We start from the raw sequence: 16,628 nt of genomic DNA on the forward strand, positions 1-16,628 counted from the left end.
AAGCACTCACATCAGCTACACTGACCAAAGCAGCATAGCTAACCCCCGACGTGTCCACTTTCCGGGGGTCAGGCCCGGGCGACGGTGCTTGCCCGGCCAGAGGGGCGCCGGATAAGGAGATCCAGGTAGAGCCCTCGGAGTGTGCGATGAGCAAGGCTTCTGAGATGAGCAGTTCCATAACTCCCTTGAAACCGTGCTCGTTGCGGCGCATGACGTCGAGGGTATAGCCCGCGATGGAGCCGTTTTCGAAGACAGGCATCCAGCTGGTGACGCCGTGGAGGGTGCCGTCCTGGGCTTCGGCAAGCAGCAGGCGAGTGCCGGGGACCTTCATCTCTTCTAGCCCGCCGAGAGTAAATCCCATTTCGGGCAGCGCCTTTTCTGCTACCCATTCCTCGCTGAGCGCGGTGATCTTGGCGATGGTGGTCAGGTCGAGTTCAGCCCAACTGGTCCAGCGGGTGCGAATTCCTTCCTTGGTTGCTTTATTGCGGGCGGTGCGCACGTTCTGGAATTTCTTTCCCTTGAACTCTGTGCGGCAGGGCAAGACGGCCTCTTCGGCAACGTGGACGCGCTTGAGCTCCGGGTGGGCGGCGGCGAAGTCCGCGTTGACGGAATACCAGGCCACGGCCCAGCCTTGGTGGGCGGCGAAGGCTGCGAATTCGGCGCTGATATCGCGGCCCACGGGCGTGCCTAGGGTGAGGGCGACGCCATTGGAGACGCGGTAAGCCACAAAGGAATCGCCGTGGAAAAAGTAGCGATTGGATTTCCACAGCGTCATAAAGGAAAGGTGGTCGCCGGTGCCGGATTCAAGCAGGCGGCGCGCGGTGCGGAGATCCGCCTCATTCGTTGGATCGGTGGGCCGGGAGAAACCGAGATAGAGGCGGAAGGCCACGAAGATCCAAAAGGCGTTTCCTATCCACTCGTAGAGGAACCAGGCGAGGGACGACGTGGGGATTACGTGGTGGGGAAGTATCAGGGCCACCACGGTGGGCAGGAAGCGCAACGGGGTTTCAGCGAGCACGTTCGGCAGCGGGGCGTGCAGCTGCGCGATGAGAATCCAGAGCACCGAACCGCATGCGGCGATGCCAGCGCTTAACAGAGCGGTGCGCAGGAGATAGGCGCGGTTTTCGTGGGTGGGAAACAGCCGCCGGTTAATGAGCAGGATTGCGAGCACGCTAAGCCAAGGCAGCGTGACAGGGATGAGCTCGGGGAGGAAAGAAAGCCTATAGGCAAGCAGGGCAAGGGCCGCTACCTGCGATAAGACCGCGAGCCTCCAGGCGGTGATGCGCCCGCGCACGAGGCCGAAGCAAAAGACGAGTTGCAGGATGAGCGGCAACAGGTTGGCTATCACGGGCCCGATTCCGCGGCTATCTTGCCAAAGCAGGCGCGTGACATCGGAAAATGGGCCTTGCGCCAACGGATCCAGGGCGATGAAGGCGGGGCCTATCGCAACGCAGGCGACGCAGACGGCGATGAGCACGCGTTGTTCGCGGACGGTCGGCGTACCGGGTGCGGGTTTGGCGAGCAGCTGGCCGGCGGCGATGGATAGGGCGGCGGTAGTGATACCGAGGACATCGGAAAGCGCGCCCGCGTACAGCACGTACGTGGCGGTCAGGGAAAGAATGGAAATTCGGAGGCGGCGGCGCCACAGGCGGGGCATGAACGCGGAGGCGAACCCGGCCGCGCCTACGATGAATCCAATCGGACTGAGGAAGTCGGTGCTATTGGGCCAGTGCTTGGCGATGCCCAGCGTTATCGGCACCCCAATCGCCGTCGCCGCCAGCCCGGTGGTGAGGGTATAGGTGGAACCGAGGAGCCACTCGGCCGGGGCGAGCCAGGTGGCGATGAGCACGGTAATGATGATGGAAGCACCCGGGTGAGCGGTGGTGAGCGCAAGCCACGGTTTGAGGGGAAAATCGACGAGGTGTAGCGACCACATGATGGCCAGCAGAGCGATGGAAACGGGAAGCTTTTTAAGAATGGACATTGTTAATCCCATCGAACGGATCTGTTTCTACCTTGATGCCGCCGCGGGCAGCGGCCCAAGCAAAGGATTCGCGTAGCGCGGGGCGCCACACCTGGAAGGAGTGCCCACCCGGCCGCGTGCCGTAATAGGTTTTCATTCCGGCTGCCCGAGCTTTATCTGATAGCGAGCGCAGGGCGTTGACGGATGCGGCATCGTCATCACCGGCGATGAAGATGGCCTGAAGGTTGTCGTAGCGGTTGCGCTCCAAGAGGTAGGCGGGGTCTTGGTTGTTATAGGCGGATTCATCGCCGTGGAAAAACTTATTAACGGTGGCGGAATGGCTGCCAATGGTCGGCTCGGCCTCGCCGGAGATATCAATAACGGAGCCGTAGGCATTCGGATGGGTGGTAGCTATTTGCAGCGCGCAGGTGCCGCCGTAACTTAGCCCGCCAACGGTCCAGGTGTGCTGATCGTTGTTGACTTGGAACTTTGACTTTATATCTTTGGGAACATCGCGGGTGAGGTAGGTCATGACTTGGGCGACATCGCTATCGGCGCAGATGGGGTTCGCGGTCTCGGAACCGGTGGCATCGACGGCGATGACGATGGGGCTGCGCCCGCCATTGGCCGCTTGGAATTGATCGGCGGTTTCGTCCGCTTCGCCCGAACCAAACCATTGATCCGGGCCGCCGGGGTTGCCGTGGAGAAGGACCAGAACCGGGAGGTTGTGATCCGTCCAGTATGCGGGCGGGATATACGCGGTGGCGGTGCGCGCGGAGAAGTGGGACGTTGCGCTGGGCAGATCGACGTGGACGAGGGCGGCGCCGGAATGGGTGGTGGTGAACTCGTCATAGTCCATTTCCTTCGCCACAGGGCGCGGGTCGAGGGAGCCGACGTCTGGATAGGTTTGATATTCCATATTGACTAGCCCGACGGTGGCCAAGAGGGAAAAGATTCCTACCACGACCGTGATCACCTTGGGCCTGCGCAGGAGTGCGGCCAAGGGAACTACCGCGGCTAGATAGATGTGCCAGGGTACTTCCCAGTGCCGGAGGAAGAACCACCCAATGGCGCAGAGGACGAGGGCGAAAAGTATCGGCCAGATTTTCTTTTGGGTGATAACAACGATCGCCGCTACCGCGAGGATGAGGAGGAATATGACGCCGTTGACGGGCTCGGCCAATGGCAGGTTCATAAAGAAGTTCACACAGAGAAATCGTAGGCCTGCGCTGGTCCAATCTAGCTAGGAGCGAGCTGGGAATTGCGTACCTAGATCCCGTGATAGATAAGTCCAGCCCACATCACCCCGCGCCAGGCTAAAACCACTCCGATCCCGATGGTCCAAAAGAGGTATTTGCATAGGGGCCACCATTGCCGCTGTTTGACCATTTCCCCTAGCTCTTTCGCCATGGTGGACCAGGTGGAAAGTCCACCGGCGAGGCCGAGGGCGAAGAGGGGATGGGTGAAGGGGGCATCGGCAAGCTGCGAAAAGCCCACCGCCAAGCCAAAAACCAAGGAGCCCAGGATATTGGATACGAAGGTGCAATACGGCGAGGGCAGCAGGCGGGTAAAACCGTAGCGCGCCGCGCCGCCGAAAAAACCGCCGATAAGAACGAGGAGCAGGTTCATCGCAGCTTATCCCCAGCAAGGTAAGCGGCGGTGCAGCCCACGAGCGTGGCCGCGACATAGGCTAGGGCGATGCTCCAGTGGGAGTCTGCGGTAAAGAAAGCAAAGCTGGCGAAGCTGGTAAAACCACCCAAGAATCCGGTTCCCCAGAACGGCCCGGGGCGGGTATATCCCATCAGCGCGCTGCCGACGATGTTGAGGATAAGCAGCGGGATCAGCCCGCCGCCGAGCGCGATAGTTAAGAGATAGCGGGCACCGGCGCCGAGCGCGGCACCGGACCCGGCGATGAGGAAGTGAGGCATGGGGCCCATCATAGTGGGCGAAGTCTCAGGAAAAGCACAGGGCATTGTATCTGAAAAAGGGAGGTTAAACGCTAAACTAATCGGCGTGAACAAGACGTTTGATGTGGTGAGCTTTATTGCTCGCTTTGGCATGGCCGCGGTGTGGATCATCGCCGGCGTAGAGAAGATGGCCCACCCGCTGGACACCATGCAATCTATCGAGGCCTATGAGATTTTCACGCCCGAATGGTCTGGGTATTTGGTCCAGCTCATTGGCCCGCTAGAGCTGGTGGGCGGAATGCTCCTTCTGCTGGGGATTTTCCTCCGCGAGTCCTCCAAAGTTGCGGCCGTGGTCATGGTGCTTTTCATGGTCGGCATTCTCCAGGCATGGCTGCGTGGGCTGGACATCGATTGCGGGTGCTTTGGTGCTGGTGATGCTGCTGCGGAGCCCGGCATGAACTACGGGCTGACGCTGCTTCGCGATGCCGCCTTCCTCGCCCTTACCGCATGGACCATCAAACGCCCGTTCACGAAATTTGCGCTCCACCCGTAGTGGTGGGCACAGTAGGTTGAAAGAGTCCGAAAGTATCAACAGGCAAGGTTTAAATGAGCAAAGTAAGTGACCCAAATGCCAAGTCTGGCAATGGTTTCATCTGGGGCGTCGGCGTCCTCCTCGTTATTATCGCCGTGGTCATTGGCTACATCGTGTGGAATGGCAAGCAAGCCAATGAAATCGAGGTCAATATGTCCATGGACTATAAGGACAACGCGATTACCCTGAAGTCCGATGCGGCCAATGACGATACTCCAGAAGTAGACCTCTACGAAGACTTCTCCTGCCCCCACTGCGCGGAGTTGGCGGAAAGCACCGATGAGGAGATGAAGCAGGCGATTGAGGATGGCAAGCTGGTCGTCCACGTGCGCACACTGAATTTCTTGGACAAGGTGCGTGATGAAAACAATGATGGCTACTCCACTAAGGCTGCGGCAGCCTTGTCGGAACTAGCTAAGTCCGGCGATGTGAAGACCTACTGGAATTTGCGCGACTACATGATGCAGAACCAGCAGAGCGTTGCCACCAAGTGGGACATCGAGGACATCGCTGACCAAGCGAAGGAGCTCGGCGCCGAGGATGCCGTGGTTGATTCCATCAAGAACGTGGATATCGAGCAAGGTAATAAGGTTGGCAAGGCAAACTCAGACAAGCTGAAAAAGGAAACCGACTCCGTTTCCTCGCCGCGCGTTGTCCAAAACGGCAAGGATATTCCGGATAAAGATTCTGGTCAGTCTTTGAATGACTGGGTAGACGTCGCCACCAAGTAGCAGGCGATTTGGTGAGTTAAATACTCGCCGTGTATATTCATACGAGTTGCGGCCCGCAGGGTTGCACCTCGTATATGGGGCTATGGCGCAGCTGGTAGCGCACCACACTGGCAGTGTGGGGGTCACGGGTTCGAATCCCGTTAGCTCCACAATATAGTGTCCCGAGGCATCGTTGAAGAACGGTGACTCGGGATTTTTTATGCGAAAACACGTCTGGTTCACCGTGTGTTGGTGGTGTCGCCTGTTAACAAAGAATCATGTAATGTAAACCGTTGGAACCTTTTTGAAAATGGGAAATCATATGAATCTTACTGTGAAAGCTGCGGCTGCTGGCGCAATCTCTGCAGCCGCACTTGCACTTTCTGCTCCCGCCGCCACTGCGGCGATTCCTGGGAACCCAATGTCTGCTCCGACGTGTGCTAATCAGCAGGTCGTTTTTGTTCCTGGCGGAGCGAATACTATTCCGTCAGCACCTTCGGATGTTCCGCACGGTCTGATTACCGGACAGATGGGCGTAAAGCTCGGACTCCAGCCGGATACGAACGCCACCTTTGTGGGCTACCAGGCCTTCCCATTTGCTGTGTCGAAATATTCTGACTCTTCTAACGAAGGATATAACCGCACGGCAGCTAAGATCCAGCAAATCCAGAATGATTGCCCGAATAGTAAGATTTCCTTGGTCGGCTACTCCGAGGGAGCAGATATTTCCGCACGCATCATCAACGATGCAGCGCACGGGCGCGGACCACTTGATAAAGATAGGTTTGCATCTGCAGCCCTCTATGCCAACCCGTATCAAGGCGGTAATGGTGCTGCGCAGTATCACGATGACATGTCCAATGCGACCGGCGCGCTAGGCCACCTCGACGGTGGGTACGGCGAACTGGGGGCTGACGTGCTTGAGGTTTGCAACCCGCAGGATATTATTTGTAACTACCCACAGGAATATCTGGGATTGGTATCCCCGTCCATGGAAGTGGACGCGGTACACGGCAAGCTTCCTCTGCAGCAGATCGTAGGTGAGGCTGCGCAGCATGGCCCAATGGATAATATAAACCTGTTGCGCGGACAACTTGCGCACCTGCAGTACGGTGGTGCTGAATTTCAGGCAGGCATCGATTGGATCAATAACCACTAACCAGAAAAACTCATAAAAATATCCCGCATAGTTCAAAACTATGCGGGATATTTTCTTCCTACTTACTGCAGAGCGTGGCCGATGAACTGGCCATAAGCTGCGGTGCCGTGGGCACTAAGGTGCAGTGGTAGGTTGCCGGGAGCTGGTGGTACTGGGTCAACGAGGTTAACCCACCAGCGGTCTGGGGAGCACATGTCATGTCCTTCAGACATGGGCTGTGCATCTAAGAATGTTGCGCCGTTTTGCTCGGACACTTCGCGCAGGGTGTTTTGCAGGCGCTGCTCTGTATCAGAGACGGCTGCGATAGGCAGGGGAATGATCGAAGAGGTCAGGCAAGTGGTGTTGTCCCGGGTAATGTGCGGGTAACCTACGACAGTCACCTTGGCATTTGGCGCATGCTGGTGGGCTATATCGAGTGCACTGCGGAGACCACCGCGAATCGCACGGTCGGAAGCCTCGATATCCGATTTGTAGGGGTAAGTGTCATTTGCGCCGGCAACGATGACGACATTTTTGGTCTCGTGGTTGAGGTTGCCGTCTTCTGCTGCCTTTCGGAGAGAGTTATCGACGTGAATACCGCCAGTGGCTAAAGAGGCACCTGCGCATTGGTACTGGTCAATGTGCGCACCGGAAACATTGCTCATCTCAGTGGCAATCGCGTTATCGGTAACGCAACCTACTCCGGTATTGGCCTTCTTATGTGCCTTGTTTAGTGCATGGTCGGTGAAGGTTGGGTTGGCTACAATACTGTCACCAACGAGAACAGTGTTTCCTGGGACTGCAGCTGTGGCAACGGTACTCGTGCCCACAAGCGCTGTGATGAAAGTAGCAGCTGCGGCGAGTTTATTAATACGCTTCACTTTTACTCCGTGTTTATTTTCCGGGAATAGGGGAGGATAGGGCCTAGTTCCTTAGACCATTCGTAATAATACCTGCCATTCCTGTGTGTCCTACATCAGTCGGGTGCATAGGCATCACGGAAGGAGCCGTGGGGGTCTTAGCAATGACAGACCACCGGTGGTTGGTATCCGGCTGGCAAGGATCGTGCGTTTTTGCTTGGTTGTGTAGATCGATGAAGTTTACGCCAAGGGAGTCTGCGGCACGTCCGATTTCGCGGTTGAACTCTTCTTCGGCGCCAGTAGCACCAGGGATGGACAGTGGCAGCTGCATCCGGCCGTCATTGACCACACAGAGGGTGTCATTAACCGTCATCGGGATGTAGTTGACCATCGTGATGCGGGCATTCGGGGCGACGGACCGAATTTTATCGAATTGTGCGGTCAGTAATCCGCGGTAGGTTGAGCCCTTAGGGATATTTGGGGCGGCGGTGTTAGCCAGTGCATCGATATAGGTCCCAGGCTGCAAGCCGCCATACATGAAGGCGACTTCTTTTGTATCGGGGCCGATATTTCCGGAACGGATCGCGTGTTCGACGTGGGCAGCTACCCAATAACTGGTTCCGTTGCATGTGTAGTCCGCAAGGCTGTGGCCGAGATTCCGGGCGGTTTGGTGTGGCCAGTTGTGGTTGTCATTGCCACACGTGTGAACTGGAAGACCAGGGATAGAGAAGGGGCTGACTGCTGCGCGGTCCCCAGGGGCGCCGCCGTTAGCGGAAAAAGAGTCGCCGAAAGTGACCATTTCCTTGCCGTGGGGCTCTGCTGCGTTGGCAGACTGGGCCATCGTCAAGGCGGCGCCAAGTGCGAGGAGACCACCGGCGATCTTTTTCTTAATGCCGTTAATTCCGGCCATAGTTATCCTTTTCAATTCGAGAGAGAGAATTTACCATTCGGTAAATTATTCATGTACAGCATCTTAATTCGCAGTGGGCCAATAAACTAAATGAAAAACGTTGTCAATTAAAGTGCGGGACATGTAATTCTAAGTTTTCCGGCCCAACTTGGTGTACTACCGAACCAGTTATGCTGGTCAATATGCATACCTTTGCGAAGCAAGTAAGCGATAAAGACCAAGCTGGTGCTGAGGCTGCCGGCCTCCGGTGGTTGGGTGAAGCCACGGATGCGGTAGCCACAGTAATTAGCGCCGACGACAAGGAAATCGTTACAGAACGCATCAACGAGGTAGCGCCCACTCCAGAGGCCGCGCGAAAATTTGGTGCAGAGCTCGCGCGCGTGCACCGCGCTGGGGCGCCGGCCTTTGGCAGTGCGCCGGAGGGATGGGAAGGAAAAAACTTCATCGGCACCATCGAGCAGGAGTGCACGCCCACCGATAACTGGGGTGAATTCTATGCCCAGCAGCGCGTGCTGCCTTTTGCGGAGCTGGCCGGAATAAGTACCGCGCAAAGGGACTTGGTTAAGCGGGCTTGCGATGCGATTGTCGCCCGCAGCTGGGATGTGGCCCCCGCACGCATCCACGGTGATCTGTGGGCGGGCAACCTGCTTTTCGATGCCCAGGGTGGCATCATGATCGATCCCGCCGCCCACGGCGGGCACCCGCACACTGATTTGGGCATGTTGGCGCTATTCGGCGCGCCCTATATAGAGGAAATCTTCCGCGGCTATGGGGCGCCGCAGGATATTGAGACCTGGATTCCCATGCACCAACTGCACCCGCTGGCCGTGCACGCGCTGACCCACGGCTCGGCGTATAACCGGCCGCTAGAGCGCGCGGCGCTCGCCACGCTAGAGGCGCTGGCTTAGCTGGTTGGCCCCTGTGGCATCTGGCGCTTGTGGTCACCTCGGTGCCACAGGGTCTCGATGCGTTCGCGGGCGGCATCGGGAACCGCCTTGCCCTCTAAGTAGTCATCGATGTGGGCGTAGGTGACGCCGAGCGCCTCTTCATCGGGAAGCTGCGGTTTATCGTCTTCCAAATCCGCGGTAGGGACCTTGGACCACGTGGACTCTGGCGCACCTAAGTGCTTGAGCAATTCCGCGCCTTGGCGCTTATTTAGCCCGGCCAAAGGGAGGAGATCCGCTGCGCCATCGCCCCACTTGGTATAGAAAGCGGTGACGTTTTCGGCTGCGTGATCCGTACCTACAACCAGGGCGCCCACCTCGCCGGCGATGGCGTATTGCGCGGTCATGCGCAGTCGCGCCTTGGCATTGCCGCGATTGAAATCATTCAAGGAATCTTGGTTCACCGCGCGCGCCACTTCTTGGCTCAGCGCCGCGGTGGCCGGCTGAATATCAACGGTGAGCCGGTGATCGGGGTGGATGAATTCAAGGGCGATCTGGGCATCGTCCTCATCGGCCTGCGTGCCGTGGGGCAGGCGTACGGCCCAAAATTCGGCGCCTTCGACCCGCTCTACTGCCATCTGGGCGAGCTTTCCCGCCAAGGTGGAATCCTGGCCGCCGGAAATGCCTAGCACGTAGCCTTTGGCACGGGTCAGTTCCAAGTATTCCACGAGGAAATCTACGCGGCGGGCAACTTCCTCTTCTGGATCGATAAAGGGGCGTACGTCCAGCTGTTTTATGATGGATTGTTGCAAGTTTTCGGCATCGGGTGACATGACGTTCATCGTAGTCTCCTGACACAATTGCGTGCTGTGAATAAAGAAAGTTATGTCAAGGTAGTTGCAGCAATTGCCGCCCTTGGCGGTTTATTATTTGGATACGACACCGGCGTGATGTCCGGTGCTTTGCTGTATATCACCCCGGAATTTAATATGACAGCCCACCAAGAGGGGTGGGTGACCTCCATGCTGCTGGTAGGTGCCGCGGTAGGTGCTTTGACCGCAGGCCGCATTGCGGACCGGTTTGGCCGCCGCTTTACGCTGATTGCCGGCGGCATCATCTTTGTTTTGGGTTCCATCTGGTGTGCACTGGCGGGCTCGGTCACCATGCTAGCCACGGCCCGTACCTTCCTGGGCTTTGCCGTCGGTGCGGTATCCATTGTTTCGCCCATGTATATCTCGGAGATGGTGCCAGCCAAGATCCGCGGACGCATGGTCTCCCTGAATACCCTGTTGATCGTGGTAGGCCAGTTGCTGGCCTACCTGGTGAACTCGGCCCTCGCGCCCACTGAAAGCTGGGAATGGATGCTGGGACTTGCGGCCGTACCGGGTGCGGCCCTGGCTGTGGGGATGATCTTCTTGCCAGAAACCCCAGTCTGGTTGGCCACGCACAATAAGATGTCGCGGGCCCGCGAGGTCGCAAGCCGCGCCGGGATGGATCTGGCGGAGCTTACCTCCCAGGAGACGGCGCGTCGTTCCAGCGGCTCCGAGTGGAAGGCGCTGAAGGCCAATCGCTGGATGCAGGTGACGGTATTGCTCGCCATGCTGATGGGCCTGACCCAGCAGATTACCGGCGTTAATGCCATCGTCTACTTCGCGCCCACCATGATGAGCCAGGTAGGAATTTCCACCACCAACTCGGTCTATACCTCGATTGTCATTGGTGTGGTCTCCGTCATCGCTTGCTGGGTGGGCCTCAAGGTGGTCGACCGCATTGGTCGCAAGCGCCTGCTGCTTATCGGCCTGACCGGCAACGTGATTTCGCTATTCATCTTGTCCGTTGCGTACTCGCACGCCGCCGATTCCACCACGATGGCTATGGTCTCGCTGGTCTTTATGGCCTCGTTCATTGCCTTCCAACAAGCGGCAGTCTCGCCGACGACCTGGTTGCTCATCTCGGAACTCGTGCCCCTGCAGGTGCGTGGCCTGGGCATGGGCATCGCCGGGCTCTCGCTGTGGGCGACCAACTGGGCCGTGGCTCAGTACTTCCTGCCGCTGGTGGAGTGGCTCACCGGCCCAGTGGCCTTTGGGGTATTCGGCGTGCTGGGGCTTATCGCCATCGGCTACACCCGCATTTTGGTACCAGAGACCATGGGACGTAGCCTGGATGAGGTAGGCGAGGAGATGAAATCCCGTTACTCGCGGGAATCCGCACCCCGTTAAGCCCTAGTGTTTTGGTCTTGATGGCCGGGTGAGGTAAAATTATTCCTCGTGTCATGGCTGGGGATTCCCAGTCCGTGCTTTATTTATTCAACCGCATGTAGATTGCGCATAACGAAAGGAGCGCCCGATGAAGGTCCGTAAGTCCCTTCGGTCGCTGAAGAAGAAGCCGGGCGCCCAGGTTATTCGCCGCCACGGTAAGGTCTTCGTGATCAACAAGAAGGATCCCCGTTTCAAGGCTCGTCAGGGCTAATTGAAACTTAAGGAAGTCCGCCTCCTCCGAGCATTCGGAACGGGGCGGATTTTTTCGTTTTCTACGGTTCGACGCCAGAATGTGAACTTTGCCACATGTTTAGGTGAACAGAAGGTAAACCCGCAGGAATAGCAGGTGTGTAGTTTCGCGGTCGGGTGCCGCGGTGGTCAACATGTGGGGTCTGACCCCAGGTCCTCCTGGGAATATCATGGGTGTAACTACTATATATTGTGTCGGTTGCGGTCAATTCCCCCAAAGTATAGTGTCGTTGGTGTCGCTCAGAGCGGTGTAGGAAGTGGCCTGAAAAGGGGCTAGAACCTCCGCTTTTTAAGAGCAAAAGCTATCTCGGAAAAGGATTTTAGGGAGTTATTATGTCTATCACCGTCTACACCAAGCCTGCTTGCGTTCAGTGCAACGCCACCAAGAAGGCCCTTGACCGCGCGGGCCTGGATTACAACGTGGTAGATGTCACCGTGGACGATGAGGCCCGTGACTACATTATGGCTTTGGGCTACGTCCAGGCACCTGTTGTGGAAGCAAACGGCGAGCACTGGTCCGGCTTCCGCCCTGACCGCATCAAGAACCTTGCAGCACTAGCCGCCTCTGCGTAAATAGCCGAGGAGGGAGGTGCCGTCATGTTGGTCGTGTATTTTTCCTCTACTACGGAAAATACGCACCGGTTCGTGCAGAAGCTAGGTTTCCCTAGCGCGCGAATCCCCCTGCGCCGCACCGATGAGCCGCTAGTGGTCAACGAGCCTTTCGTCTTGGTGTGTCCCACCTACGGCGGAGGAGCTTCCATTAGCCACCAAAACTCCCGGCCCGTACCGGTGCAGGTAATTAGATTCCTTAATAATGAGCACAACCGCAGTTTTATTCGGGCGGTTATCGCCGGAGGAAATAGCAACTTCGGCGCCGATTTTGGCAAGGCTGGTGACGTCATCAGCGCCAAATGTAAGGTGCCCTATGTATATCGTTTCGAATTGCTCGGAAACGATGAAGATATAAAAATTTGTCGCGAAGGCCTGCTGGCTAATGCTTCCCAGTTGGGACTGGATGGGGCAGCCTAGCCGCGGTGCGACACACCTAATAGAATCCTGATTTTAAGAAAGGTCGCGTCAGCTGTGAGTACGCAATTGGGAAAGACCGTAGCAGAGCCAGTATCGCAGGAAGAGCAGCTGGATTACCACGCGCTCAACGCAATGCTGAATCTCTACGACGGAGACGGCAAGATTCAATTTGATAAGGACCGCGAGGCCGCCAATCAGTTCTTCTTGCAGCACGTTAATCAGAACACGGTCTACTTCCACGACTTGGAAGAGAAGATCGATTACCTGGTGCGCAATAAGTACTATGACCCAGCGGTCATTGAGGCTTATGACTTCGAGTTCATCAAGTCCCTATTCAAGCGCGCCTACTCTTATAAGTTCCGCTTCAAGTCCTTCCTTGGCGCCTATAAGTACTACACCAGCTATACGCTGAAGACCTTCGACGGCCGCCGGTACCTGGAGCGCTTTGAGGACCGCGTCTCCATGACGGCGCTTTTCCTTGGTGATGGCGATGGTGAGCTGGCAGAGCGCCTCGTCGATGAGATCATGACCGGCCGCTTCCAGCCGGCCACCCCGACCTTCCTGAATGCCGGCAAACAGCAGCGCGGCGAATTGGTTTCCTGCTTCCTACTCCGCATCGAAGACAACATGGAATCCATTGGCCGTTCGATCAACTCCGCGCTGCAGCTTTCCAAGCGCGGCGGCGGCGTGGCCCTGTTGCTATCCAATATTCGCGAATCCGGCGCGCCGATTAAGCACATTGAGAACCAGTCTTCCGGCGTTATTCCGGTAATGAAGATGCTGGAGGATGCGTTCTCCTACGCCAATCAGCTGGGTGCACGCCAGGGTGCGGGGGCGGTGTACCTCAACGCCCACCACCCGGACATCATGAACTTCCTTGACACCAAGCGCGAGAACGCGGATGAAAAGATCCGCATTAAGACGCTGTCCTTGGGCGTTGTGATCCCTGATATCACTTTCGAGCTGGCCAAGAACAACGACGATATGTACCTGTTCTCGCCGTACGACGTCGAGCGCGTCTACGGCAAGGCCTTCGGCGATATCTCCGTTACCGAGCATTACGAAGAAATGGTCGAGGACCCGCGCATCCGGAAGAAGAAGATCAACGCGCGCCACTTCTTCCAAACCGTGGCGGAGTTGCAGTTCGAGTCCGGCTACCCGTACATCATGTATGAAGATACGGTAAACCGCGCCAACCCGGTCAAGACCTCCCGGATTAATATGTCCAACCTGTGCTCGGAGATCTTGCAGGTCAACTCCGCTTCCGAGCTCAATGCGGATCTTTCTTATGACCAGGTGGGCAACGATATTTCCTGCAACCTGGGTTCGCTGAATATCGCCATGACCATGGACTCGCCGGACTTCTCCCAAACGGTGGAGACCGCGATTCGCGGGCTGACCTCGGTGGCGGATAAGACCTCCATCGATTCCGTTCCGTCCGTGCGCAAGGGCAACGATGACTCGCACGCCATCGGCTTGGGCCAGATGAACCTGCACGGTTACTTGGGTCGCGAGCACATCGAGTACGGCTCCGAGGAGGGCTTGGACTTCACCAACGCCTACTTCGCGGCCATCATGTACGCCGCCCTGCGCGCCTCCAATAAGATCGCCCGCGAGCGCGGCACGATCTTCACCGAGTTCCCCGAATCCGACTACGCCAGCGGCGAGTTCTTTGACTCCTACGATCCGGCGGAGTTCCAGCCGCGCACGGAGAAGGTCAAGGCTCTTTTCGATGCCTCCTCGATCTACACCCCCACCGCAGAGGACTGGGCGGAGCTGAAGGAGGACGTCGCCAAGCACGGCCTCTACAACCGCAACCTGCAGGCGGTGCCGCCGACGGGCTCGATTTCCTATATCAACAATTCCACCTCGTCCATCCACCCGATCGCCTCCAAGATTGAAATCCGCAAGGAGGGCAAGATCGGCCGCGTGTACTACCCGGCAGCGCATATGGATAACGACAACTTGGAGTACTTCAAGGACTCCTACGAGATTGGCTACGAGAAGATCGTTGATACCTACGCTGAGGCCACCAAGTACGTGGACCAGGGGCTATCGCTGACGCTGTTCTTCAAGGACACCGCCACCACCCGCGATGTGAATAAGGCGCAGATTTACGCTTGGCGCAAGGGCATTAAGACCTTGTACTACATCCGCGTGCGCCAGATGGCCCTGGAAGGCACCGAGATCGAGGGCTGCGTTTCCTGCATGCTCTAAGCGCGGGCGCGGTCCAGGATAGCGCGGGAGGTGCGCTCGGCGGCTTCGGCCTCGCCGGCATCAATCTCCCGCGCTAAATCCATATGTAGCTGCGTCGTGCCGCGAATCGGATCCCGCTTGCGGGAACCAAAGACGGACTTGCCCTTCAAGATGGCCAGCAAGGCTGGCGCCAGCGCGGCAATCATCTCGTTGCCGGAGGCCTCCAGGATGAGGGTATGGAATTGCAGGTCGGTTTCGAGTTCTTCGCCCACCCGTGGGGAAGGGGTGGTCTCGAGCTCGCTGAGCCTTCCTGCTAGCCGCAGCAATTCGCGGCGCTGCTGTGGGCTGGCATTGCGCGCGGCAAGCTGCGCCGCCACCGGTTCGATGCCAAGGCGCAGCTCGTTGAGGCGCGCGACCTGTTCCACGCGCGTTCTATCGTGGCCCAGCCGCCACGAAATAACGGCGGGATCATAGACCGCCCAGCTACCGCGCGGCAGCACCTTGAGGCCCACCCGGCGCCCAGAGGAAACCATCCCTAGATGCTCGAGGGTGCGCATGGCCTCGCGCGCCACGGTGCGGGAGATGCCAAAGCGCTTCTCGATGTCCCCAAGGCGAAACCGCGTGCCTTCCGCCATGTCGCCGCTGACGATATCCGCGCCCAGTTGATCCACCACGGGTCCCAAGAGGGGAGTGGTGCCTGTCATTTCTTCCTCCATGGTTATACAGCGTTGATTCAGTATAAGCGGTGGCGAAAATCATGCCCTATGCGGCGGGCTTCGTGCGCGCCGAATTGGGTAAACTAGACATCAAAAATCAATCAGTTTCGAGTATTGGAGTGACGTCGCGTGTCGCATGAGTACGATGACTACCTTTCTAGTCACGACCAGCCAGTGAAGGCCATCAACTGGAATAATATCCCAGATGACAAGGACTTAGAGGTATGGGAGCGGTTGACCGGTAATTTCTGGCTCCCGGAAAAGGTCCCAGTCTCTAATGATCTCCCTAGCTGGAAGACGCTGACGGAAAAAGAAAAAGAAACCACCATGCGGGTCTTTACCGGCCTGACGCTGCTGGATACCATCCAGGGCACGGTGGGCGCGATCTCCCTGCTGCCGGATTCGCAGACCCTGCACGAGGAGGCGGTATATACCAATATCGCCTTCATGGAATCGGTGCACGCCAAGTCCTATTCCAATATCTTTATGACCTTGGCCTCCACGCCGATGATCAATGATGCCTTCCGCTGGTCTGAGGAAAACGAGAACCTGCAGAAGAAGGCCAAGATTATCTTGGCCTACTACAACGGCGATGATCCGCTGAAGAAGAAGGTAGCCTCCACGCTGCTGGAGTCCTTTTTGTTCTACTCTGGCTTCTATCTGCCGATGTACTTCTCCTCGCGCGCAAAGCTGACCAATACCGCCGATATCATCCGCTTGATCATCCGCGATGAGGCCGTGCACGGCTACTACATTGGCTATAAATTCCAGCAGGAATACAAGAAGCTGGATGAAAAGCGCCAGGAAGAATTGAAGGACTACACCTTCGACCTGGCCTTTGAGCTCTATGACAACGAGATCGACTACACCGAGGATCTCTACGACGAGCTGGGCTGGACCGAAGACGTCAAGCGCTTCCTGCGCTACAACGCCAATAAGGCCCTGAATAACTTGGGCTTTGAAGGCCTCTTCCCAGCTGATGAGACCCGCGTCTCGCCGGCCATCTTGTCTTCTCTTTCGCCCAACGCCGATGAGAACCACGACTTCTTCTCCGGCTCGGGTTCGTCCTATGTCATCGGCAAGGCCGAGGACACCACGGACGATGACTGGGACTTCTAACCGTTCCTAGTTCCCGCGCACCCTCGCTACGGGCTCAATCGAAAGGTTGATAACGTGCGGGGGTGCGTTTTTCGGTTTTTGACCTGCGTATCTGGCG

Annotated in this window: 18 protein-coding genes and 1 tRNA gene; 11 read left to right on the forward strand and 8 right to left on the reverse strand. The window is 57.4% G+C overall.

Features of this window, described 5'->3' with window-relative positions; translation table 11 throughout:
* The 4 genes from ABRP98_RS07320 to ABRP98_RS07335 all read right to left on the reverse strand — a co-directional run.
* Positions 1-1,984 (reverse strand): bifunctional lysylphosphatidylglycerol flippase/synthetase MprF (locus ABRP98_RS07320; protein ID WP_349858369.1); only part of this gene is annotated, 1,984 nt, incomplete at its 3' end.
* A complete protein-coding gene (locus tag ABRP98_RS07325; RefSeq protein WP_284869306.1) occupies positions 1,971-3,170 on the reverse strand; it encodes an alpha/beta hydrolase in 1,200 nt (399 codons plus the stop codon). The genes ABRP98_RS07325 and ABRP98_RS07320, both read right to left, overlap by 14 nt.
* A gap of 62 nt (positions 3,171-3,232) precedes the next feature.
* On the reverse strand, positions 3,233-3,592 hold the full coding sequence (locus ABRP98_RS07330; RefSeq protein WP_349858373.1) for a fluoride efflux transporter FluC: 360 nt from the start codon (positions 3,590-3,592) through the stop codon (positions 3,233-3,235).
* Entirely contained in the window at positions 3,589-3,891 is a 303-nt protein-coding gene (locus ABRP98_RS07335) for a fluoride efflux transporter family protein (protein ID WP_349858374.1), read from the reverse strand. The genes ABRP98_RS07330 and ABRP98_RS07335 overlap by 4 nt, the downstream gene beginning before the upstream one ends.
* Before the next feature lie 85 nt (positions 3,892-3,976).
* Between ABRP98_RS07335 and ABRP98_RS07340 the strand changes: the two genes are divergently transcribed.
* The 4 genes from ABRP98_RS07340 (at position 3,977) to ABRP98_RS07355 (ending at position 6,331) form a co-directional block, all read left to right on the forward strand.
* Positions 3,977-4,423 (forward strand): MauE/DoxX family redox-associated membrane protein, encoded by a 447-nt coding sequence (locus ABRP98_RS07340; RefSeq protein WP_284771035.1) that lies wholly within the window; start codon positions 3,977-3,979, stop codon positions 4,421-4,423.
* A 53-nt stretch (positions 4,424-4,476) separates the two neighbouring features.
* Positions 4,477-5,193: a DsbA family protein gene (locus ABRP98_RS07345; protein ID WP_284771036.1), complete on the forward strand. Its 717-nt coding sequence runs from the start codon at positions 4,477-4,479 to the stop codon at positions 5,191-5,193.
* A 76-nt stretch (positions 5,194-5,269) separates the two neighbouring features.
* A tRNA-Ala gene (locus tag ABRP98_RS07350) sits at positions 5,270-5,342 on the forward strand.
* 152 nt (positions 5,343-5,494) lie between these two features.
* Positions 5,495-6,331, forward strand: a complete 837-nt coding sequence (locus ABRP98_RS07355) for a cutinase family protein (RefSeq protein ID WP_349858376.1) — start codon at positions 5,495-5,497, stop codon at positions 6,329-6,331.
* A gap of 62 nt (positions 6,332-6,393) precedes the next feature.
* Here ABRP98_RS07355 and ABRP98_RS07360 read toward each other — a convergent pair whose 3' ends face one another.
* Together ABRP98_RS07360 and ABRP98_RS07365 are read right to left on the reverse strand one after the other, a co-directional pair.
* A complete protein-coding gene (locus ABRP98_RS07360; RefSeq protein ID WP_349858378.1) occupies positions 6,394-7,191 on the reverse strand; it encodes a GDSL-type esterase/lipase family protein in 798 nt (265 codons plus the stop codon).
* A gap of 43 nt (positions 7,192-7,234) precedes the next feature.
* The gene (locus ABRP98_RS07365) at positions 7,235-8,080 is read right to left on the reverse strand and encodes a GDSL-type esterase/lipase family protein (RefSeq protein ID WP_349858381.1); all 846 of its coding nucleotides are present in this window, start codon (positions 8,078-8,080) and stop codon (positions 7,235-7,237) included.
* A gap of 170 nt (positions 8,081-8,250) precedes the next feature.
* Here ABRP98_RS07365 and ABRP98_RS07370 point away from each other — a divergent pair, with 170 nt between their 5' ends.
* Entirely contained in the window at positions 8,251-8,988 is a 738-nt protein-coding gene (locus tag ABRP98_RS07370; RefSeq protein ID WP_349858383.1) for a fructosamine kinase family protein, read from the forward strand.
* Here ABRP98_RS07370 and nadE read toward each other — a convergent pair.
* Positions 8,985-9,806 carry an NAD(+) synthase gene (gene nadE / locus ABRP98_RS07375; protein WP_349858384.1) on the reverse strand — a complete coding sequence of 274 codons (822 nt, stop codon included), beginning with the start codon at positions 9,804-9,806 and terminating at the stop codon, positions 8,985-8,987. The genes ABRP98_RS07370 and nadE overlap by 4 nt on opposite strands.
* 27 nt (positions 9,807-9,833) lie before the next feature.
* Here nadE and ABRP98_RS07380 point away from each other — a divergent pair, with 27 nt between their 5' ends.
* From ABRP98_RS07380 to nrdE, 5 genes are all read left to right on the forward strand, one after another.
* Positions 9,834-11,183 (forward strand): sugar porter family MFS transporter, encoded by a 1,350-nt coding sequence (locus tag ABRP98_RS07380; protein WP_349858386.1) that lies wholly within the window; start codon positions 9,834-9,836, stop codon positions 11,181-11,183.
* 127 nt (positions 11,184-11,310) lie between these two features.
* Complete coding sequence (gene ykgO / locus ABRP98_RS07385) at positions 11,311-11,433, forward strand: type B 50S ribosomal protein L36 (protein WP_003847162.1); 123 nt, start codon at positions 11,311-11,313, stop codon at positions 11,431-11,433.
* Between the two features lie 371 nt (positions 11,434-11,804).
* Positions 11,805-12,044 carry a glutaredoxin-like protein NrdH gene (nrdH, locus tag ABRP98_RS07390; RefSeq protein WP_005284554.1) on the forward strand — a complete coding sequence of 80 codons (240 nt, stop codon included), beginning with the start codon at positions 11,805-11,807 and terminating at the stop codon, positions 12,042-12,044.
* A gap of 24 nt (positions 12,045-12,068) precedes the next feature.
* Entirely contained in the window at positions 12,069-12,500 is a 432-nt protein-coding gene (gene nrdI, locus ABRP98_RS07395) for a class Ib ribonucleoside-diphosphate reductase assembly flavoprotein NrdI (protein ID WP_284771044.1), read from the forward strand.
* Between the two features lie 54 nt (positions 12,501-12,554).
* Positions 12,555-14,717, forward strand: a complete 2,163-nt coding sequence (gene nrdE / locus ABRP98_RS07400) for a class 1b ribonucleoside-diphosphate reductase subunit alpha (RefSeq protein WP_349858388.1) — start codon at positions 12,555-12,557, stop codon at positions 14,715-14,717.
* Here nrdE and ABRP98_RS07405 read toward each other — a convergent pair.
* Positions 14,714-15,400, reverse strand: coding sequence for a FadR/GntR family transcriptional regulator (locus ABRP98_RS07405; protein ID WP_023030296.1), 687 nt, complete (start codon positions 15,398-15,400; stop codon positions 14,714-14,716). The genes nrdE and ABRP98_RS07405 overlap by 4 nt on opposite strands.
* A 141-nt stretch (positions 15,401-15,541) precedes the next feature.
* On the opposite strand from ABRP98_RS07405, the gene nrdF reads away from it, so the two are divergent.
* Positions 15,542-16,531 (forward strand): class 1b ribonucleoside-diphosphate reductase subunit beta, encoded by a 990-nt coding sequence (gene nrdF, locus ABRP98_RS07410; protein ID WP_284640202.1) that lies wholly within the window; start codon positions 15,542-15,544, stop codon positions 16,529-16,531.
* Positions 16,532-16,628 lie beyond the last annotated feature (97 nt).

Source organism: Corynebacterium sp. KPL2838 (assembly GCF_040225455.1).
Classification (GTDB): Bacteria; Actinomycetota; Actinomycetes; order Mycobacteriales; family Mycobacteriaceae; genus Corynebacterium; species Corynebacterium rhinophilum.